The 21,206-nt window shown below is 66.8% G+C and carries 17 protein-coding genes; 14 read left to right on the top strand and 3 right to left on the bottom strand.

Annotated features, from left to right (window positions below; translation table 11 throughout):
* Positions 1-33 precede the first annotated feature (33 nt).
* A complete protein-coding gene (locus tag VFY73_RS11305; protein WP_329718694.1) occupies positions 34-459 on the bottom strand; it encodes a YybH family protein in 426 nt (141 codons plus the stop codon).
* A 334-nt stretch (positions 460-793) separates the two neighbouring features.
* On the opposite strand from VFY73_RS11305, the gene VFY73_RS11300 reads away from it, so the two are divergent.
* From VFY73_RS11300 to VFY73_RS11280, 5 genes are all read left to right on the top strand, one after another.
* The gene (locus tag VFY73_RS11300; protein ID WP_329718692.1) at positions 794-1,135 is read left to right on the top strand and encodes a YciI family protein; all 342 of its coding nucleotides are present in this window, start codon (positions 794-796) and stop codon (positions 1,133-1,135) included.
* Between the two features lie 529 nt (positions 1,136-1,664).
* Complete coding sequence (locus tag VFY73_RS11295) at positions 1,665-1,874, top strand: hypothetical protein (RefSeq protein WP_329718691.1); 210 nt, start codon at positions 1,665-1,667, stop codon at positions 1,872-1,874.
* A 105-nt stretch (positions 1,875-1,979) separates the two neighbouring features.
* Positions 1,980-2,330 carry an RNA-binding protein gene (locus VFY73_RS11290; protein WP_329718689.1) on the top strand — a complete coding sequence of 117 codons (351 nt, stop codon included), beginning with the start codon at positions 1,980-1,982 and terminating at the stop codon, positions 2,328-2,330.
* Between the two features lie 403 nt (positions 2,331-2,733).
* Entirely contained in the window at positions 2,734-3,747 is a 1,014-nt protein-coding gene (truD, locus tag VFY73_RS11285) for a tRNA pseudouridine(13) synthase TruD (RefSeq protein ID WP_329718687.1), read from the top strand.
* 707 nt (positions 3,748-4,454) lie between these two features.
* Positions 4,455-5,834 carry a TAXI family TRAP transporter solute-binding subunit gene (locus tag VFY73_RS11280; RefSeq protein ID WP_329718685.1) on the top strand — a complete coding sequence of 460 codons (1,380 nt, stop codon included), beginning with the start codon at positions 4,455-4,457 and terminating at the stop codon, positions 5,832-5,834.
* Between the two features lie 795 nt (positions 5,835-6,629).
* On the opposite strand, the gene VFY73_RS11275 is transcribed toward VFY73_RS11280, so the two are convergent.
* Positions 6,630-7,130: a DinB family protein gene (locus VFY73_RS11275; protein ID WP_329718683.1), complete on the bottom strand. Its 501-nt coding sequence runs from the start codon at positions 7,128-7,130 to the stop codon at positions 6,630-6,632.
* A gap of 203 nt (positions 7,131-7,333) precedes the next feature.
* Here VFY73_RS11275 and VFY73_RS11270 point away from each other — a divergent pair, with 203 nt between their 5' ends.
* The 9 genes from VFY73_RS11270 to VFY73_RS11230 all read left to right on the top strand — a co-directional run bounded on the left by VFY73_RS11270 (position 7,334) and on the right by VFY73_RS11230 (position 20,907).
* Positions 7,334-8,836, top strand: a complete 1,503-nt coding sequence (locus tag VFY73_RS11270) for an oligopeptide:H+ symporter (RefSeq protein WP_329718680.1) — start codon at positions 7,334-7,336, stop codon at positions 8,834-8,836.
* A gap of 145 nt (positions 8,837-8,981) precedes the next feature.
* Entirely contained in the window at positions 8,982-10,385 is a 1,404-nt protein-coding gene (locus tag VFY73_RS11265) for a hypothetical protein (protein WP_329718678.1), read from the top strand.
* Positions 10,382-11,812 carry a cell wall hydrolase gene (locus VFY73_RS11260; protein ID WP_329718676.1) on the top strand — a complete coding sequence of 477 codons (1,431 nt, stop codon included), beginning with the start codon at positions 10,382-10,384 and terminating at the stop codon, positions 11,810-11,812. The genes VFY73_RS11265 and VFY73_RS11260 overlap by 4 nt, the downstream gene beginning before the upstream one ends.
* 177 nt (positions 11,813-11,989) lie before the next feature.
* A complete protein-coding gene (locus VFY73_RS11255; protein ID WP_329718674.1) occupies positions 11,990-14,671 on the top strand; it encodes a hypothetical protein in 2,682 nt (893 codons plus the stop codon).
* 96 nt (positions 14,672-14,767) lie between these two features.
* A complete protein-coding gene (locus tag VFY73_RS11250; RefSeq protein WP_329718672.1) occupies positions 14,768-16,657 on the top strand; it encodes a hypothetical protein in 1,890 nt (629 codons plus the stop codon).
* Complete coding sequence (locus tag VFY73_RS11245) at positions 16,654-18,165, top strand: SWIM zinc finger family protein (protein WP_329718670.1); 1,512 nt, start codon at positions 16,654-16,656, stop codon at positions 18,163-18,165. Before VFY73_RS11250 ends, VFY73_RS11245 begins: the two co-directional genes overlap by 4 nt.
* A gap of 222 nt (positions 18,166-18,387) precedes the next feature.
* Positions 18,388-19,719, top strand: a complete 1,332-nt coding sequence (locus tag VFY73_RS11240) for a reverse transcriptase family protein (RefSeq protein WP_329718668.1) — start codon at positions 18,388-18,390, stop codon at positions 19,717-19,719.
* Between the two features lie 13 nt (positions 19,720-19,732).
* Entirely contained in the window at positions 19,733-20,218 is a 486-nt protein-coding gene (locus VFY73_RS11235) for a response regulator transcription factor (protein WP_329718666.1), read from the top strand.
* Between the two features lie 155 nt (positions 20,219-20,373).
* On the top strand, positions 20,374-20,907 hold the full coding sequence (locus VFY73_RS11230) for a DUF4199 domain-containing protein (RefSeq protein ID WP_329718664.1): 534 nt from the start codon (positions 20,374-20,376) through the stop codon (positions 20,905-20,907).
* On the opposite strand, the gene VFY73_RS11225 is transcribed toward VFY73_RS11230, so the two are convergent.
* Positions 20,908-21,186 (bottom strand): DUF2277 domain-containing protein, encoded by a 279-nt coding sequence (locus VFY73_RS11225; protein ID WP_329718727.1) that lies wholly within the window; start codon positions 21,184-21,186, stop codon positions 20,908-20,910.
* Between the last annotated feature and the right edge of the window lie 20 nt (positions 21,187-21,206).

The following is a 21,206-nucleotide window of genomic DNA, read 5'->3' as shown; positions in this document are numbered from 1 at the left end:
GCATTGTGCGCCAGACTCCCGCGATTTCAAGCGTTAGCGCTGTAGCATGGCCTTGCAAGAAGCATGGTCGATCGGTGCCGAGGTGTGCTCGTGCGCGATCTTCCAGCCTTCGGCTTGGCGCTTGAGCACGAGCGTCAGCCGGTTGTTCAGCGAGCGCAATTCCGTGCCATCGGCCGCCTCAGCCGAGAAGCGCACGAAGGCATGGCCGAAGGCGAGATCGCCCGAGACGCTGCTGTGCACCTCGCTGAACTCGACGACGACACGCTCATCGCCGACCGAGCCGAACCAGCCACTGGCCATGTCCCGCCATGCCGCGAGGCCCTGGTGCTGCCACCGGCCCCACATGTCGAAGACGTGGATGTCGGGATCGTAGAGCGCGCAAAACGCATCGACGTCTTTCGCGAGGACGGCAGCGCGGTAGCCGGCGAGCGCGGCGGTGACGGGGTCGTTGGGGTGCATTGCGCTGGGGCGGGGGATGGAGGAAGAGCCCTCCGAAGGCACGACGATCGCCGGCAGTCGATTTCGACAAGAACATCTGCCGACCTCGGCTTGATCGGCAAATGCGTGGGGAGCGAAGGCTGCGTCAGATGGGCCTCCGACATTCCGCCTCGTGACTCCAGTGACGGCAGCGACCGCGACCGGTGACGCGACGATGCGCGTCTAGGACAACCATCTACATTGGCTGTGGTTCAGCTTTCAGGGTTAACACCAGGCGGGAACTGTCGAAGGTCTGGCCGGTGCATCGTCGTAGCTTGCAGGCCGATTCCACCGTCGCAAACACAAGGAGTACCGCATGACCAAGTACCTCATCTCGTTTCCCAGTGCCGCTATGGTCATCCCACAGGGGGAGTTTCAGGCGGTGGCCGATGCGGCGCACGCGGTGATCGAGGAGGCCAAGGCTGCCGGTGTCTACGTCTTCGGCGGTGGGATCAACGAGGACCTGGCGCCTGTGAAGGTGTCGGCGGACGGCTCGGTGGTCGAAGGGACCTACCCGGAGACGCGGCGGATCGAGGGCGGGTACACGATCCTCGAATTGCCGTCGCGGGAGGCGGCGGTGGCATGGGCCGCGAAGATCGCGGCGGCGTGTCGGTGTGATCAGGAACTGCGCGAGTTCATGTACGACCCGATGTCGTGAAACGAGGCGTCGCCTGGTCGCTGCCGACCCTCAGGAGACATCCTCTGTTCTGATCTCGGTGTCGCAGAACGGCCGTTCGGCAAGCTCGAACGGCGTCAAGAACGCGAGCGGCGGAAGCCCGGGGGCCGTGCCTCCACCTCTTCGGGCGCGCTGTGCAGCAAATGCCTTCAGCACAGGCGCGTCAACTACACCTTCCGGAATGGATGGATCTCCGTCATCGTCCATGGCGACGACGTTTTCACTGATCTGCCAAGCCCGACGGACGTGGGTTCATCACAGATGCCCCCAAGGTCTGACGTTAGTATCTGAAGAAATATAGATTCCATCCAACAGGCGCAAATCGGTATAATGAAGCGTCACCGTGACATGCTTTCTCTGACTGGCGATTGACGTCATCCGGGGCGTAGTAGGTGACTTTCCACATTTTTGGCCGGCACGGTAGGTAGCTAACCGTCCCCCAAAGTGCTCCCGTCGGGCGATTCAAGCCCTGCAATCTTGACTGAACAACATTTCGAACATCGCCATTCCCATGGGCAAGTACGTCGTTTCGCCCGCGACACACCCCACCGACTGTGGCCGCTTTCGCGCCTCCTTTTCGGTTCGTCAGGCTCAGGGCGACGGCAGTAGCCGCCGGGTGTTCCGCTTCGAAACAACCTTTGCCTCTCGCGAAGGTGCTCGGCTGTTCGCCGTCACTCAGGGCTGGTTGCGAGCGTGCATGTCGCATCCGCCTGCGTGCTGACGATCTGGTATCACCAGATCCTGTCTTCCCCTCGTTGCGGACTCCCCATTCGCAAATTACAAATCCGCATCCTGATGGTGCGCCAGTACCTAGAAAGGCTCGTCGATGAGCAACAAGATCTACGTGGGTAACCTGCCCTATTCTGTGACCGATTCCGCCCTGAAAAGCAACTTTGCCGAGTTTGGTAGCGTTTCCTCTGCCAAGGTCATGATGGACCGGGAAACCGGCACTTCCAAGGGATTTGGCTTTGTGGAAATGGCTTCTGCCGAATTTGCCCAGGCCGCCATCTCGGCCCTGCACGGCATGTCCGTCGATGGGCGCTCGATCGTCGTTAGTCTCGCCCGTCCCCGCGAAGCAAGCAGAGATTCGAACGGCTACAGGGCAGGTGAGTACACCGCAACCAAGCGTACGGATATCGGCTACGGGACGGGCGGCTTCGGCGGTGGTCGCTACTGAACCAGCGGCTCCCCTTGAATGACCGGCTCTCCTGAGTCGGTTTTTTTTCGTCCGACCCAGCCCGCTCAAAGACGCAGCTCAGATGGCAGGGCCTGCATGCGCGAAGCTAGCGGTTGAACGCAGTGGCGTGCGTGGCGTTAGCCTCTTCGGTCGATGGTCCACGCTTGACCCGTCGAACTGTGGCTGCCGCATTGCTACCCATGGGAGTGACAGGAAATGGCCGGCTCCCTGAGTTGACGTCGCCGCCCGGAAGCGCCTGTCGTAGCGCACAACGGTTCCCATTGAAGTCGCATCTGTCGACGCTCGTCAAGGTATGCGGGTAGGGAGAGAATCACTGTTTGGACCGCCCCATGGTCGGCTAGACAGCCTGTCACTATCGACAGCTGGTGCCGTCAGACTCCTCATGACCGACGCTCAATACGCGACCTTGCCGCACTGGCCCCGCGCTTATCCGGCCAGCGGCGCCAGCGCCACCTTGAAACTCCTCAACGAGGATTTCATCGTGACCGAACTGCCGCTGCAGCTGCCCTGCGGTGAGGGCGAACACATCTGGCTGGACGTCGAAAAGAACGGTGCCAACACCGCCTTCGTCGCCCAGCAGCTGGCCGAGGTCGCCTGCGTGCAGGAAAGGGACGTGGGCTATGCCGGCCTCAAGGACCGCTACGCCATCACCCGTCAGTGGTTCAGCATCTATCTACCGAAGGGCGAGACGCCCGACCTGACTCTGCTTCAGCACCCGGAATTCAAGGTCCTGAGTCAGAGCCGCCATGTGAAAAAGCTGCGCCCCGGTGATCTGCAGGGCAACCGATTCCGCATCGTGCTGCGTGACGTGACCGGCGACCGCGACGCCATTGAGGCCAACCTAAAGGCCGTTGCGTCACATGGCGCGCCCAACTACTTCGGCGCTCAGCGTTTCGGCCACGACGGCGGCAACGTGACGCAGGGACTGGCCATGCTGGCGCGCGAGATCCGCGTGCGCAACCCGAAGAGGAAGGGCATCTACCTGTCGGCGGTGCGCTCCTTCGTCTTCAACGAAGTGCTGGCGCTGCGAGTTCAGCAGGGACTCTGGGGCAAGACCCTGCCTGGTGACGTGATGGATGCGGCGGGCCGGCCCACCGGACCGCTCTGGGGACGGGGTCGCGTGATCACCACCGATCAAGCGCAGGCCCTGGAAAACGGAGTGGCTGAACGTCACGCCACCTTGTGCGGTGGCATGGAACACGCCGGTCTGGATCAGGAGCGCCGCGCCCTGGTGGCGAGCCCGGTGGAAATGTCATGGGAATGGCCGCAAGCCAATCAACTGGTACTCACGTTCTCTTTGCCCGCCGGGACTTACGCCACTTCCGTTCTGAACGAAATCCTCCGCACTACGGAGCCTGACCGGCACACAGAGAACGAGTCTGCGTCTGTCGAATGACGGTGCCTCCGGTTGGAGGGTACAGACCCTGTTCCTGGCACACCGTTTCCGCGCGCTACGCCTCAATCGCTCATGGTGCCGCCTACCTGTGTGTGCCCGTTGCTGCGGAGGCCTCCTTCGGGGGTACGGATCCGACCGGCCGCTTCAGGGCGGTCAATCTTGGGTTGCGGATGTCGTGCAGGGTCGGCAGCATGAGTTTGCCGGCACCGGCAGCAGCCGTTCGGTCGCCCGACGGTTCGGCACGGCGCCCGCCAAGCGTTGAGCGTCAGCAGTACCTTCGGGCCCGCTCAGTCGCGCGGCGATCGCCAGAGCTGGTCAATGACTGGCAGAGGTGGCCCTGACCGTGATTGCTGCGTCGAGGATCGACCGACAGCACTCGCTGCACAGGGGCAACCCGCCGGCGCGACCGATGAACGCCAACTTTCAGTCGCCGGCGTCAGCCACCCTCCATTTCCGACAAGACCCCAGCCCGAAGCCGACTCCGCCTGGTGAGCGGCAGCTCTGCCGGCGAAAGGGGACGCAACAGTTCGGCCAGCAGGCCTCGAATACGATGAGCCGGTCCTCCATCGGCAAAGGCCCCAACCCATGCGATGCATCGGCATCACGATCATGCTCACCCTTGCAGCCACTACTCACGCGGGCGCCCAGGAGTGCGAGCGAGTCTGCTGCACGAAGGTCCAGACCTTGTCCGCTCAGGACGGCAAGCCATGACCCCGATTCAGCAATGGCATGCCACCCGCAGCCTGCGCCTGCTGCTACAGACGCTGCGCGACATGATGGTCTCGATGGGCCCTCTGCTGCTGCTCGGCGGAGGCCTGCTGGCAGCGGCCTACTGGTGGCTGGATCCGCAGCCGCCGCGCCAGGTGAGGCTGGCCACCGGCCCGGCCGGAAGTGCCTACGCCGGCTTCGGTGAGGGCTACGCGAAGGCGCTGGCGCGCGAGCGCATTCAGGTGGAGCTGATTTCCACCGAAGGCGCGCAGGACGATCTGGCCCATCTGCGCGCGGGCACGGCCGATGTGGGCTTTGTACGTGGCGGCATGGCCGATCCGGCGGCCGATACCGAGGCCGGCATCGTCTCGCTGGGCAGCCTGTTCTACGAGCCGATCTGGATCTTCTATCGTCGCGATCTCGGCATCGCGCGCCGCCAGCCCGGCGGCGAACTGCAGCGCCTGGCTCAGCTGCGCGGCCTGCGAGTCAACGTGGATCAGGACGGCAGCGGTGTACCGCAGATTGTCGAAAAGCTGCTGGCGCTGAACCAGCTGAAGCCGACCGATCTGCGGCTGTCCAATCTGGCGCCCGACGCCGCCGCCGCGGCCCTGCGCCAGGGCCGGTTGGACGCCACGGTGCTGATCTCGGCGCCGCAGGCCGGCCTGATCCGCGCGCTGCTGCGCGACCCGGCCATTGCGCTGATGGCCTTCGAGCAGAACGAGGCCTATTCGCGCCACCTGCCCTTCCTGTCCACCGTGACGCTACCGCGCGGTGTGGTCGACGTGGCCGCCGATTTGCCGACTCACGACGTGCCGCTGCTGGCCACCACCACCGCACTACTGGCGCGCGAGCAGACGCACCCTGCGCTGCGCCAGCTGTTCGCGCAGGCGGCCCTGGGCCAGCACAGCGAGGCCGGCTGGTTCAATGGCACGCGCGACTTCCCCAACACCCGCACCAGCGAGCTGCCGGTCAGCGCCGAGGGCGACCGCGCGATCAACGGCACGCCGCCGGCCTGGGCGCGCTACCTGCCCTTCTGGGCCGGCAATCTGCTGGAACGCATGTGGCTGGTGGTCGGCGGCCTGCTGGTGCTGATGCTGCCGCTGTCGCGCGTCGTACCGCCGCTCTACACCTTCCGCGTGCGCTCGCGCGTGTTCCGCTGGTATGCGCGACTGCGCGAGGTGGAAGCAAAGCTGGAAACCGGCACAGCCGAGCGCGACGCTTTGCTTGACGAGCTGGACGAGCTGGACCGTGTCACACACCGCATTGCGGTGCCGCTGTCCTATGCCGAAGAGCTTTACGCGCTGCGCAACAACATCCATGCGGTGCGCAAGCGCCTGCTGGCGCCGCGGTCCCGGTCAACCGACGGGCCGACCGACTGATCAACGAGCGGCGCGGCGGCGTGCTGCCTGTCCGTTTCGCCATCCGGTCCTATCCCGGGTATGCGCCCAAGTATTTCAGGTGGGAAACGCGTTTCAAGCAGTCGCTGAGCGCCGGATGATCGCGCAGCACTTGCTTTGCGTCGGCGTCACTCCGAACATCCGTTCCCGTTGATGGCTGATTTCCGCTTTGGGTCGGTACTCCCAGTTCGCGCTACAAGGCAGCGGTCGTTGAGACCTTGACCGGGCGCACGCGGTCGTAGGACCGCTGCACCTCGGAAAGCTGTCTTTCACACGTGCATTGGACGCTCGTCCAATGGGCTTAGCACCAGTCAGCGTGAGCAGAGCCGCCGCCGGCCATCGACTCCAACCGCTGCGAAGCGGCAATTCCGCTCCAGATCCCTGTGTTCTTCTCAAAAAAAGTCACGCATCGCTCCGCTCACGCTCTTGGTCCGTCGGAGCAGCAGGCAGCTCCATCAAGCCCGGCCCCGCGGTCGATGGAGAGATGCGATTCACCAGTCAGTGGGGCGATATCCACATCACGAGCGCGTTGACTCGAGCCGAGCAGCGCGCGACGCCGTATCACGAGCTGGTTCACAGCAAGCTCACGCCCAAGCTGTATGCGCTTCGAAGCCTGCGCGTCACCATCTCTGAGGTATCTGGAAGAGGCCCTGTGCGAAACCTACGCGCTGTTGCGCGCCATGGTTTCTCGAAGCAAATGCTTCTCGAATCCGATGGCGATGCCGAACAGGAACATCGTGGCGATGGGGATGGAGATCTGGACAAGCGCCATGCGTCTCAGCCTTCTGCCGGCGCAGCCAAGCCCGCGAAGCCCCGCAGGATCGCCGTGATGCGCCAGCGGTGATCCTGGTCGTGTCGCGCAAGTTGCTGGATGACGTCGAGCACCGACACTTCAGACCCATCGGCCCGAACGCCGACCCTCGCCAGCTGCTCGGGCGACAAGCCCTTCAGCTCGGACAAGAGCCTGGCCCTGCCGCTCTCGAACTCGGCGATCGCCTGGTCGCCGCTTCTCGACTCGTAGCCGCGATCCCGGGGCCACGCATCGACGTCGACAGGCTTCAGAGACGGTCGCTCCTCGGCCAGGATGCGCCGGATCCGCAAGCCGTAGAGGTCGTCGTCGCAATCCCGCGTGTGCCACAAATGTTCCAGCAGGTGCGACTTGTCGTTCGCAGGCTTGCGCAGCAGCACCTCGGGCGGGAGCCCGCCGAGCGCATGGCGCAGGAACCCGGGCATCTCTTGCAGCGAGCCCAGCAGGGCGGAATAGAGCTGTTCTTGCATGGTTCAATTCTTGCCGGAGAACGGTGGTCGGAAAACGTTTGTCGGAGGGCAGCCCAGAGTAGACCGCATGTCACTTTCGCCCGGTGGAACATGTCTAGGCAAGGGATCACCCTGGTCGCCGCCGACGCGCCTGGCCTGCGGCCATGGCTATGATCCGCGCCACTTTGCGGTGCCCGCCGGTGCCGGATCCGAGGAGGGACGCGATGTCCAACACATTCAAGAGCCGCCTGGCGCAGATCCCCGAAGGTGCGGGCGCGCTGTTCTTCGTCCAGATGTTCTCGACGCTGGGCTTCGCGGTGCTGTATTCGACGCTGGTGCTCTACGCCACCAAGCACCTGCAGTTCAGCACCAAGGACGCGGCCGCGATGATGGGCGTGTTCGGCGCCTTCAACTACGGCCTGCACCTGTTCGGCGGTTACCTGGGCGGCCGCCTGATGAGCAACCGCAACCTGTTCGTCGGCGGCATGGTGCTGCAGGTGATTGGCTGCGGCTGGATGTCGACCGGCACGGTGCAATCGCTGTATGGGGGACTGGCCTTGTTCCTGACCGGCAGCGGGCTCAACGTGACCTGCCTGAACATGATGCTGACGCAGCGCTTCGCGCCCGAAGACATGCGCCGCGAAGGCGCGTTCTTCTGGAACTACGCGGGCATGAACGTCGGCTTCACGGTCGGCTTCTCTGCCGCGGGCTACTTCCAGCTGAGCGGCAGCTACAGCGAGCTGTTCATCTTCGCCGCCGTCGGCAACGTGCTGGCGATCGTGCTGGCGCTGGTCAACTGGAAGTCGCTGGCCGACCTGAGCACGCCGCTGCTGCAGGCGACGCCGCAGCAGTTCCGCCTGCGGTTCGCGGCCTGCACCGCGATCCTCGTCGGCCTCGTGCCGCTCGTCTGGTACATGCTTCAGCGGCCGGATTCGACCGGCAGCCTGGTCAAGTGGATCGGCGCGGGCATCGCGCTGGTCTTGCTGTGGCTGACGCTGCGCCACCCGGAGCCGCAAGAGCGCCGCAACATGTGGGCCTACCTGGTCTTGACGATCGGCTCGCTCGTGTTCTGGACGCTCTACCAGATGGCGCCGAACGGGCTGCAGACTTTCGCCGACGCCAACGTCGACATGGTCGTGTGGGGCTTCACGGTGGCACCGCAGTGGATCCAGAACATCAACACCATGGTGATCGTGATCGGCGGCCCGACGATGTCGGCGCTGTTCGTGCGGCTGCGTGCCCGCGGCTGGCAGATCGACGTGCCGCAGCAGTTCGCGCTGTCGCTCGCGTTGATGGGCACGGGCTTCCTGCTGCTGCCGGCCGGCATCTCGATGGCCGACGGCCGCGGCCTGGTCGGCTTTGGCTGGCTGTTCGGGAGCTTCGCGCTGCAGGCGGTCGGCGAGCTGCTGATCTCGCCGGTGGGCTACGCGATGATCGGCAAGCTGGCGCCGCGCCAGCACCAGGGCGTGATGATGGGCGCGTGGATGCTGGTGACCGGAGTGGCCTCGGTGTATGCGGGCGAGTTCTCCGGCATGCTGCCTGAGGCGGCCGGCAGCACGCCCGCGGCGACCAACCCGGCCTATGCCGAGCAGTTCATGCAACTCGGCCTGGGCACCCTGGCCGTCGGCGCGGCGCTGGCCGTGTCGATCCCGTTCCTGCGCCGGCTGATCCGCGGCAAGGACACGCCGGCCGACGACCAGCCGGTGGCGGTGGTCGTGCCGCGCTGACGCCGACGGTTTCGTTGGGCCGCGAGGGAGGCGATCCGGGGCGTCCAGTGCCAGCACTGCAGCTAACGGCCATCCTGAAGGTAGATGATGGCAAGGTCGGTGGAACCACCGATAAAGCAACCAGGCTGTTGCAACGGGAGTCGCCATGCCCCCACCACGTTCGCTTGGATTGCGATGCCCGTCGCTGGCGGCGGCGGTTCTGCTGCTGCAGTCGGGCTGCACGACATGGCAGCCGATGCCACCCGTGCGCCAGGCCGGCGTGTTCGAGCAGCCGCCCGCAACGGGGGCGCCGCCACGTTGCGAGGAATGGCAGTCGGCGACATCCGCTGCCTGCAGCGAACCGGTGGCGAGCATCGGTGACCACTATCCCCCGGTGGCCCTGGCGCTGTATGCCGCCGATCAGCAGCGGCTGCAGTGGGTCGTGCGAGGCAGCAACGGCATCAATGTCGATGCGCGGTACAACGCCGCGCTGTGGCCAGTCGCCGGCTACGCCCTGTACCGCGGTGCCTTCGGCTCGGGTGAAGCGATGCGCCGCGAGCTGCTCCGGCTCGGGCTGGTGGCCGGCGCCGCCTTCGGCGTCCTGTCCAACCGGACACCGGGCATCGAGGCGATGTACTTCGATGCCGCCGGCCGCCTGGCCTGCGAGTCGGTGGCCGCCACCCGCTACCTTTACCTGACGCGCGAGATTTCTGGGCCGCCTCAACCGGCGCGCTGCGGCTGGGAGACCTGCGGCTGGTCGATCGACAACAAGCCGTCGCTGGACGCCGTGACGGGTGAGCTTCGCGCCGTGCTGGCGAGCTACAAGCTGGCCCAGCGCAGCCTGATGTCCGAACTCGAGGCTCGCAAACCCGCCGCCGTCCCGCGGGAGACCGACACACGCAAGGCGCGGCAGCTCGAGCTGAAGGGCGGTGGGGCGGTTCGCAGCGCAGCGGTCGGCAACCCGGTGCAGGACATCGCGGCGGTGCTGAACAGCCGAGCGGCGCGCGCCCAGCGCGTGCTCGACGCCGTCGTCGCGCTGCGCCAGCAGATCGAGCTCGCAGGCCCGCGGTTGAACAGGCGCGCAGACGGCATCGACCTGAAGCTGCGCACGTCCATTCAACAAAATGCGCCCGAGTTGGCCCAGCTGAAAGACCGGATCGAACAACTGGCCACGGCGATGAAAGACCTGCCGGTGCTTGCGGCGCAACTCGCGTCTGGTGGCAAGGCGCAAAGCGCGCCGGCCCCGAGTGCCGACGACAGCCAGCTCGCCGGCCTGCGCTCGCGGCTGTCAGACGCCTCGTGGCGCCGCTGGCAGGACTTCGAGGCCTGGTTCGGCGTGCGCCTGGAGGAAGCCACCTCGAAGGGCGAGCTGTGGGTCGCCGACGACCAGACACGCAAGGCGGCCATCGACGAAGAGCTCAAGGCCGCCTTGTGCAACCTGCCCGGCCCGACGCCACCAGCCGCTGCGGCGTCGGCGCAGCCTGCGGCCTCGGCCGCCGGCGATGGCGCCCGGCCGCAGACACCTGCGACACCGTCAACGCGGGACCTGCCGACGAGGACGTCGCCATGAGCAGGCGGATCCGATACACGGCCGTCCATGCCGCGTTTCGCCGGTGGGCACAGGCGCTGCAACGGCGCGCTGCCGGGCTCGGTGCCAGCTGCCGCGAAGCGCCGGATTGGCTGGATCCGTCGCTGGTCGAATCGATCAGCCTGAGTCTGCCCGACCGCAACGGTGCACCGCCGCTGCTGCAGCTGGGGGTGCGCAACGGCATCCCGACCACGGCTTGGCCGAAGCGTGTCCGACTGGGGGCGGCCGAACTCGTGCCTCGTGTGGTGAGCGTGGCCCGGGCCCGTGCACAAGCCGTGCCCAGCATCTTGCGGCAACGGCTGCCGCAGGCGCGCGGCACCGCGACCTGCCTCGTGCGCGATCGGCTCAACCCCCAGCGCCAGTACCTGCTCACCTGCGCGCATGTCATGGCACCCACACCCAGCTCGGCCGGCACGGACACTGCCCTGATCGGGACATCCGGCCTGCCGATCACCGGCTTCCTGTGTGAATGGCAGCCCGGCCTGGGGCGGGACGCCTACCGCACGCCGATCGATGCCGCCCTGCTGGAGGTCAGCGCCGACGACGCGCGGGCGCTGCAAGCGAATGAAGAAATGCTGGCCGAGCGCCTGTGCGACGACATCGCACGTGGTGATGCGATCACCGTTCGCCGCTGCGACGGCCCGCTGCCGGGCGAGCTGAAGATCTTCTGGTCGGGCTGGATGGACGTGGCGCAGACCGAGGGCACGCAGGACTACTTCCTCGATGACGGCATCGGCTATCGCACCGACCAGCCAACCCTGGCCGGAGACAGCGGAGCGGCGATCTGGAACGATCGCCGCGAGTTGCTGGGCATGCACCTGGGCGAGATTGATGGCCAGCCAGGCGGTGGTGCGAACGCGGTGTTCGGCCGCATCGCGCCGGTGCTGGATTGGTTCAAGGTGGCGCCCTATACCCGCTCCGACCGCGATGCCCTGGGCGCCGCGGTACCGAACCGGCAGGCGAGCGTGCGCATGGACACACCGCCCGCGGCGCCGGGCAGCCTGGCGGGCGACGCCGAGATCGTGGCGCAAACCCTGTGGGGCGAGGCGCGCGGCGAAGGCGAAGCCGGCATGCGGGCCGTGGCTTCAGTGATCCAGAACCGCCTGCGTCGCCACTACCGAAGGAAGACCACCGCGAGCCAGGTCTGCCTGGATCCGTTCCAGTTCAGCTGCTGGAACTCGGGCGACGCCAACCGCCACAAGCTGGACCAGGCCCTGCGTTCACCGGACGACAACTTCAGGCTGGCCCAGCGCATCGCGGCGGAGCTGGTCGGCGGCGGCCTGGCCGACATCGTCGACCGGGCGACCCACTACTTTGCCAGCAGCATCCGAACGCGGCCGAACTGGGCGCGCGGCAAGACACCTTGCAAGCGCATCGGTGGCCACGAGTTCTACAACGATGTCGACTGAAGAGCCTGAGAGGCTTTCGCACATGCCCGCTCTCACGCCAAAAGTCACCCGCTCGTCGTTGCAGACGCTCGCCATGGTCCGAACCATGGCTGAGCTTTGCGCCTCGATCGGACGCCCTTTTACGCGCTGCTCGGGCACGCCCGACAGCCTCCCAGGCTCTGACCCAGGAGCAAGGCCGTGAACAACGCGATCCTCGAAGTCGTCATCGGTCTGGTGCTGGTGTACCTGATCGTGTCTCTGCTGGCGACGAAGGTGCAGGAGCTGTGGTTCGGCACGATGTGGAAGGGCCGGGTCAAGAACCTGCACCTGGCTGTCTTCGAGGCCGTCGGCCGCGATGCGACGATGCGCGACAAGGTTTTCGCCAACCCGCTGGTCTTCAGCCTGTTCGAGGGCGACCAGGCCACCCAGGGGGCCTGGTGGCAGCGACCCACCGGGCCGTCCGCGATCGCGCCGGACGTGTTCGCCCGCGCCTTGCTGATCGAGGTCAACGAGCTCAACCCCGGGCGGCACCCGTCGGAACAGTTCACGACGCCGGCGGGCTTCCTCGCCGAGCGTGGCCATGGCAGTCAGCCCGTCTGGAAGAGCCTGCGCGCGTTGTTGCCCGGCAACGAGGCCAGTTGGCAAGGTTTCGAGGCCGCCATAGCGCGATGGTTCTGCGACATCACCGACCGCTCGTCGGGGTGGTACCAGCGCAAGATGCAGGGCGTGGGTTTTGCATTGGCGGTGTTGCTGGCCGGGCTGCTCAACATCGACACCTTCTACATTGCTGAAGCGCTGTCGACCGATCCCGAGCAGCGACGCGCCCTGGTCACCCTGGCCGAAGACGTCGACCGCCTGGTCCGCAGCGGCGCCGGCTCGTCGACTGCGTCTGCCGCGGCCGCGCCGCAGGCGAAGTCGGCAGCCGCATTGAGTGACAGGCCGTCGCTGCGGGTCTCAACCCGGCTCGACGATGCCATGGTCCAGCTGGACCTGGTCTACCGCCACGACGACGCGATCGCCAAGTCGGCGCCTGACTTGTTTCCCGTCGAGAAGCATTGCGCGATCGTCAACGAAGCAGCGCTCGCGAACCGAAAGCTGAGCAACACCTTTGACTGGCTCTATGTGCTGCCGGCGGTGAAGGCGAGCATCGATGACACCCGCGTGCCGCCGCCGCCGGGCGCCGCCCAACCGCTGCCGGCCCGGCAGACGCTGGAGCAGGCCTTCCGGTGCCTGAACCAGATTTCGGCCTGGGCCCAGGCGGCCCCTGCCGGCAAGGACGAACGCTCGCGCAAGGCCATGCGTGAAGCCATCGGGGCGCTGACAGATGCGAAGACCGGAGTGCTCGCGATGCTGCAGGATCTTCGCGCAGGGCGATCGGTGCGGGCCACGTTCCTGCGCGACCCGGCGGCCTTTGCCGATTGCGCCGCGCAGAGCGTGGGCTCACGGGCGGTGTTCGACGACTGCGTGCAGCGGGCCGGCGCCGAAATGCTGCAGTTGCCGGTACTGTTCACCGAGCGCAACTTGCGCATGCAGTTCTACCGGGTCGGCCCGTCGGGTGACAAGGAAGACTTCCAGGGCCCCGCGGAGCATCGTTTCGCCGGCGATCCCCTCCTGGGCCTGCCGGCGATGTACCTGGAGCCCTTGCCATTGACAGAACGCTGGACCTGGGTGGCCGGCGTGCTGGCATCGGCATTCTTCATCTCGCTGGGCTCACCGTTCTGGTTCGGGCTGCTCGAGAAGGTGATGCGACTGCGCTCGATGGGCAAGACCCGCGAGGATGAAGAGAGCAACGTGGCCGCGCGTGGCCTCGCCGCGGGCCCGGCGGCCCCTGACGCGAAGCAAGCACCGGCGGCGGAGCCCTTCTCGTTCGCCGTCAACGAATTCGAGCGCAACAGCCTGCAGCCGCGCGACATCGTCCTGCTGCAGCAGCACCTGGGGATGGCCTCCCACACCGGCAATCTCGACGAAGCCACGCGCGCGGCGATCGAAGATTTCACGCGCAAGCAAGGCCTGCCGCCGACCAATCAACTGGACTCGTCGTTGTTCTTCCGCATCACCGGCCGGCCTTCGAGCGCGACGCCCATCGTTGCCGGCCAAGGCCGCCTGCAGCGCGGACAGGAGCATCCGGCCGTGCCCGAGCTGGCGGACACACTGCAGAAGATGATGGGCTTGCAGAATCCGCCCGTGCAACGGGTGCCTGCGACGGAGCGCCGCTTCTCGGATGACCTTCGCGCGCTGGCGCTGCTGTATCGCTACAAGACCGACACGGCAGCCGATCCCCAGCGCCAGGTGTTCGACGATGCGTTGAAGCGCCCCGAGGTGCTCGACCGTGTCGACGAAACGCTGCTGGCCGCGATTCGCGCCAGCGCGACCTCCGGTTTGACGCTGCCCGTCGACCCGGCGCCCTGGATGGACTGGGCGATTGGTGAACTGGGGCAGGTCGAGCGCAACGAGAAGACGGTGGCGGCCAGCAACCCGCGCATCTGCGAGTACCTCGCGGCCGCGGGGCTGCCGAACGATGGCGATGCCACGCCGTGGTGCGGGGCCTTCGTGGCGTGGGTCGTGAACCAGCACAACAGCCATGCCAGTGCAAACGCGGCATTGCCGGCACCACCGCCGACCCCCGCTGGCGCAGTCCATTGGAAAGGATGGGCCACATCGCGGACGGTCGACGCCAGTGGCCACATCGAAGCCCGCCGCGGCGACGTGGTGCTGATGCGTTCGGCCGATACCGACGGGACGATCCGTCACCATGTCGGTTTCTGCCTGCTCGCCGAGCCTGATCGGATCTGGCTGCTCGCCGGCAACCAGGCCAAGGGAACGCGTGTCTGCCTTCGCGCGATTCCGCGGCAGCATGTCGAGGCGGTCAACGGGCCCTAACGCCGAGAAAAAGCGGCACTCGCCCGACACCGGTGCGGCCCCGCATTGCTGAGCCGCCCGCGGGCCGCTATCCTCGCCCGCCGGAGGGGATCCGCTTTGCCATCGTTTCTCGACAGCGCCGACGCACGGCAGCTCCAACAGACGATCGATTGGCACCTGGCCAACATCACGAACGACACCGAGTTGACGCAGCGCCTGGAGGGCATTGCGACGAACCGGGCGTTCGGCGGCATGTGCTGGTACTGGGGGCCGAAGCTGTACGCGCGCAACCGCGTGGCGTTCCGCTCGTTCGTACTGAACCATTTCAGTGACTTCGCGACGGTGCCGGAGGGCCAATTCACGCGCGTCGAGCCAATCCCCTGGGCCGGCAAGCAGGCGACGGCGCTGGACGCGTGGTTCGACGAGGTCGACCGCGCGGACGATGTGCCGCTGTTTCGCAAGCTGTATGCGTGGAAGCGCCGCGACCGCCGCGGCTGGGGTGTCGACGCCGACCAGTGGTGCGCCGACGTGGCCCGGCGTTTTGCCGCCGCCGAGACGCCGTCGCGCCGGGCCCGCGTGCTCGAGAAGTTCGACCTCGGCAGTTGGACCCATCTCGACGAAGCCAGCGCGCGCAAGCTCTACGACACCGATCGCACGCTCGCGACGCCGTTCATTCTCAAGCACCTGCCGCACCGGCCGTGGCGCGACAACGCCGACAAGCGCTGGAACGGCCTGATGCGCCATGCGGAGTCGCTGGGCGACCGGGGCTTCGCGATGTCGCTCTACCGCCGCCAGGTCCCGCTGGATCGCTGGCGCGAGGAGACGTTGGCCTTGGCGCGGGGGCCGATGCCGCAGGCCGAACTGCTCGCCGCCCTCGAAGAGCGCCACCCGGAGGGCTTGTGGTCTGACCTGGGGCCGGCCTACGTGGCCTTGCTCGAAGCTCGTGGCACCGAGGTGCTGCCGTATGTGCAGAAGCACCTGAACCAGGTGGGCGCGTGGTCGATGCTGGGCGACAGCGCGTTGTCGCTGGCCAAGCTGGCCAAGGCGCGCGGCTGGGTCGACTTCCGCATCGCGGTGCTGGTGAAGTGCGCGCGCGGCAAGGCCTACAACGATGCGCTCGAAGAGACGCTGGATGATCGCTCGCTCGATGAAGCCGAGCGTTTGCGTCGCCTGGCGCTGTTCTCCGGCGTCTCGCGCGAGTGGAATTTTCTCGGCTGGGGCTTCGCCTCGGTGCAGCAGCTGGAACCGCCGCTGGCGCTGAAGCTGTACGAGCGGTATCCGCAGCTGGCGCGCACGCAGTTCAAGGCGCACCTGACGCCGGCGTGGGCCGAGACCTACACCGAGGTGTTCGAGCGCGCCTGGGCGACGGGTGACGAAGAGCTGGCCGACCACCTGGCCAGCCGCTACCTGACGCGCGGCATGTGGGGCAAGCCCGATGCCAAACAGGTGGGGCCCGCCGAACGCGTGGCCGATCTGCTGGTGGCCTTGAAGCTGGAGCCGGCGGCGTTCGCGCGCCGCGCGGCCGCGATCCTGACGAAGGTGCCGGCCTATGCGGTGCGCGACTACGCGAACCTGATCCGCAACAACCGGCTCGCGCGGCTGTTGTTCGAACGTTCGATGGATGACTACCTGGACGACGGCGCTGCGGTGCGTGATCTGGTCGAAGGCTCGGAGATTCACGTACAGCGCCTGGCCTACCGGGTGCTCGGCCGGCGTGACGAGCGCGCCTACAAGCTCGCGAAAGCCAACCTCGACATCCTGATCGGCACGCTGCTGCGTCCGCTGCACCGCGAGACGCGGGCACAGGCTTTTGGCGCGCTGAAGAACGCGGCGCATGACGAAGAGGGCGCACGACGCGTGTTGACGAAAGCCCGCGAAGCGTTCGCGTTGCCCGACGAGGGTTATCCGAAAGAGGGGCTGCTCGGCCTCGTTGCGTACATCCTGGCCAAGCATCCGCAGCTGGCCGAGCCCAGCGAAGCGCGGGTGGTGTACCGGAGGGCGGCATGAGTTTCCAGTCGGTCACCTATGCGTCGCCGAGTGCGTTCGTCTCGACGCGCGATCGCGCCGATCTGTCGATGGCGGCCAACCTGCTGCGGCCGGTGGCCTTCCACGGCCGCGTCATCGAGCATGGCTTCCCGCTGCGCGTGGCGCTGCGTGTGCTGGGCGAAGCGATCTGGAGCGAAGACAACTGGGCCAGTGATGGCGAGTACCTCGGTCGTGTGCTCGATCCGGTGATCACGGTCCATCCCGATCGCGTCTGGTTCGAGGCGTTCACGCAAGACCTGGGCGCCTACGCCTCGCTGCGTGTCGACCGCGAGGTGTTCGAGACCGAAGGCGAAGTGCGCTGCGGCACCACCAACATCGACTTCACCGCGTGGCTGTGGGGCGCGTTGGGCGAGATGCGCACCTCGCGCGCCACGCACTTCCGCGTCGGTGCCGAAGGCTTCGAGGTTCGCACCGAATCAGCCGGCGGCCGTTTCGAGCAGAAGGTCGAGCTGCCCGATCGCTGGGTGCGCGGCTTCCTGCAGGTGCAGGCCGCGATGGCGATGCCCGGCACGCGCTTGCGGCTGCGGGCGGTGGATCTGCTGTCGGGCATCCGTTTCCTGAAGCACAACAAGGCGAAGGTCAGCCCGCGGGCATTGCGCTACGAGTTCGAGCCGGGGCAAGACGCCGCGCTGCTGATCGAGCCGTGGGACCACCGCGTGCCGCTGGTCGGCGCGACGCACGGCTATCCGGAGAAGCGGGCCATCCGCACCTGGGGCCGGCGCAAGCTGAACCTGATCGAAGGGCTGCTGCCGTTCGCCGAGCATGTGGACGTCTACCTGAAGGGGCGTGCGCTGCCGAGCTTCTATGCGGTGCGCCTGCCGGGCATGACTTTCGTGCTCGGGTTGACGGGTGTGGGTGCCGGCAGCGGTTTCGGTGGCGACAGCGGGCTCGATCTGCTGAGTGACAGCCAGCGCAGCAGTGCCGAAACTCAGGAGCGCGTGCTGGCGGCACTGGCGCCGGTCTATCACGCCACCGCCGAAACGCTGGCGGCGAGCAGCGGCCTGTCGCTCGTCGACACGGCTAACGCGCTCGCGGCGCTGAACCGTGCAGGCCGCGTGATGTTCGATGTCGAGTCGCGCGACTGGCGGCACCGCGAGTTGTTTTCGCCGCCGATCGATACCGACAAGTTGTTCCCGCCCGATCCACGGGTCGAGGCAGCGACAGCGCTGTTGAGCCAGCCGGATGGTGTTCGCGTCGACAGCGTGAATGCCGAAGAGCAAGAGAAGCTGCGCGTGTTCCGCCACCCTCGCACTGGCGAGAAGGTCGAGCGCAAGGTGGTCTATCGCCAGTGGCGCATCAGCGGCCAGTCTGGCGACCAGACGCCGGAGCTCGTCGTCAACGACGAAGACCGCATCATCTTCGGCAGCTGCGGCTGCGCGTGGTTCCGCGAGCACCTGATGAACAAGGGTCCGTGCGAACACATGGTGGCGCTGTTCCGTGCCAGCGAAGGGAAACGCCGTGGCGCTTGACACCATGCAACGCGTTGGCGATAGTTCGCCCCGCCCAGAGGGGATGCAGCTAGCGACGATGCTGCGGCGTTTCGCCGCGGTAGTTCACTACCCCCATCACTTCGCCACGGTCCCCACGTACGAAACGTGGGGAGGCCGTGAGTCCAGAGCCTTGCAGGTAACGCTCCCCCTGGGCCCCTTTCCCCGCTTCCTCTTCTCGCCGGCAACCCGCCGCGTCATGCCATGCGGTTGCTGATCGCCCTCGCGCTGCTGTATCTCGCGTGGAAGTTGTTCCGCATCGTCCAGCGCCGTCTCGACCGCTATCGCCCACCGCCGCGCGACATCTCGCGCCTGGCCCGCGACGACGATGACGACGCGAGCGCGGAGCTGACCGAGCGCATCGATCTGTCGGGGGCGCCGCTCAAGGAACACCACCTGCGCCGCGGCTGGCGCGACAAGCGGCTGCTGCCCAAGCGCAAGCGCGGCTGGGATGAGCCGAAGCCGCCCAAGGTGATGTCGATGGACGAGGCCACGCGCCTGTTCTCCGGCACGCTGCGCACGCGCAATCGGCACATCCGCGACCTGGCCATCGATGCCGAACAGCTGGAGCGCCACGGCTTGCCCGTCTGGCGCAGCGAAGCAGACGTGGCCGCGGCGCTGGGCATCAGCGAGAAGAAGCTGCGTCACTACGCGATCCACCGCCAGCGCGAGCGCGTCAGCCACTACGTGAGCTTCGCGATCCCGAAGCGCAGGGGTGGCGAGCGCGTGATCATGGCGCCGAAGACCGAGCTGAAGGCGCTGCAGCGCAAGCTCAACACGCTGCTGGTCGCGAAGCTGCCGGTGTCGGACTGCGCCCACGGCTTCAGGCCCGGCCGCTCGATCGCGACCAATGCGGCGCCGCATGCCGGCAAGCCGGTGGTGCTGAAGCTCGACATCCAGGATTTCTTCCCTAGCCTGCATGTGGGCCGCGTGCGCGGGCTGCTGATCTCGTTCGGCTATGCATATCCGGTGGCTGCGGGCCTGGCGGCGCTGATGACCGAGAGTGAGCGCCAACCCGTGGTGGTGGACAACGAGCGTTTCCATGTACCGATCGGCTCACGCCATGCGGTGCAGGGGGCGCCGACCAGCCCGGGCCTGGCGAACGCGCTCGCACTGCGCCTGGATCGAAGACTGGACGGCTTGGCGAAGGCGCACGGCTTCGTCTACACCCGCTATGCCGACGACCTGGCGTTCTCGGGCGACGATGTCGAGAAGGCGCGTCAACTGATCAAGCGCGCCGAGTCGATCGTGCGCGACGAGGGCTTCCGGCTGAACCGCGACAAGACGCGGGTGATGACGCAGGCCAGCGGCCAGCGCGTCGCCGGCGTCACGGTCAACACGGCGCCGGGCTGGTCGCGCAAGCAGCGCCGGCAGCTGCGGGCCGAGCTGCACCGGGCGCGGACCAGCGGCGCGACCGATCCGTCGTTGTGGCAGCGGCTGCGCGGCAAGCTGGCCTTCGTGCGGATGCTGAACCCGGCACAGGCCGAGCGGATGGAGAAGCCCGGCAACGCCGAGTCGCCCCCGACATCACCCTGACTGACGTGCCACCGTGCAAGTGCTAAGGTCCATCGGCCTGATCCCGAAGTGGTGGGCAGGGCGAGGGGGTGAAGCGATGGCGATCTGGAAGCAGGTGCTCGGCTACGGCGTGCTGCTCGCCGCCGGCACGCTGGCCCTGCAGTGGCTGGAGTACCAGCACCTGGTCCGCATGCATTCCGGCGAGTTCTACGTGTTCCTGGTGGCGCTCGCTTTCCTCGCGCTGGGCGTGGTGATCGGCGTGCGGGTGTTTGGCCGGCGCGAGCCGCCGCCGCCGTTCGACGGCAACCCGAGGGCGCTGGAATCCCTTGGCATCAGCCCGCGCGAATTGACCGTGCTGCATGAGTTGGCGGCGGGCCGCTCGAACAAGGAGATCGCGGCGCAACTGAACATCTCGCCCAACACCGTGAAGACGCACGTCTCGCGGTTGTTCGAGAAGCTGGGCGCCGAGCGCCGCACCGATGCGATCAACAAGGCGCGCGAGCTGGGCCTGGTGCCGTGACGACCTGAATCGTTCGGAACCGTTCGGGATTACCCGATGGCGAGCGGCGGATCACCCTTGAATCACCCCTGAATCACCCTTTCGTCCGATTGATTCGGCGTGCTCCAACGCCGCCAATGGAGCCTTCTTCATCCCCATTTCCTGAAAGGCCCCCGATGTTTCGTTCGATCCTCGTCCATGGCTTGATCGCCGGCCTGATGGCCGGCATTCCGATGTCCGTCATGGTCATGGCGATGAGCGGCCAGACCATGATGGATTGGGGCATGGTGCTGGGCTACCTGACGATGCTGATCGCGCTCAGCGCGGTCTTCGTCGCGATCAAGCGCCGGCGCGACCAGGATCTGGGTGGCGTGATCCGCTTCTGGCCGGCTTTCGGGTTGGGGGTGGGCATCAGCGTCGTGGCCGGTGTCATCTACGTCGTGGCGTGGGAACTGGCCCAGACCCTCACGCAGATGGACTTCGCGAGCGACTACGCCAAGGCCATGATCGAGCAGCAACGCGCCAAGGGCGTGAGCCCCGAGGCGCTGGCCAAGCTGACGGCCCAGATGGAGGCCTTCAAGGTTCAGTACGCGGACCCGCTGTTCCGGCTGCCGATGACCTTCGCCGAGATCTTCCCGGTCGGGCTGCTGGTGTCGCTGGTGTCGGCCGGGCTGTTGCGCAATCCGCGCTTTCTGCCGGCGCGAGGTTGATCAGTTTGCGCGCGGGCCGAAGCGCTCGGCCGAACGGGCGCGCGCCTTGGCCGCCTCGACCTCGCGGTTGCGCGGCTCGGCCGTCGTGACCAGCGAGCGGATCAGCGCCCGTGCCGACGCGGCCACCTCTTCGACCGCGCGATCGAACGCTGCCTCGTTGGCCTTCGACGGCACGTTGAACCCGCTCAGCTTGCGCACGAACTGCAGCGAGGCGTCGCGGATCTCCAGCTCGGTGGCCGGCGGGTCGAAGTTGAACAGGGTCTTGATGTTGCGGCACATGGCGGGGCGGGGCTGAGACG

It is taken from the genome of Ideonella sp., from assembly GCF_036277275.1.
Taxonomy (GTDB): Bacteria; Pseudomonadota; Gammaproteobacteria; order Burkholderiales; family Burkholderiaceae_C; genus Ideonella.
Note: the sequence above shows the minus strand (reverse complement) of the source record. Positions and strands in the feature narration are given on the sequence as shown.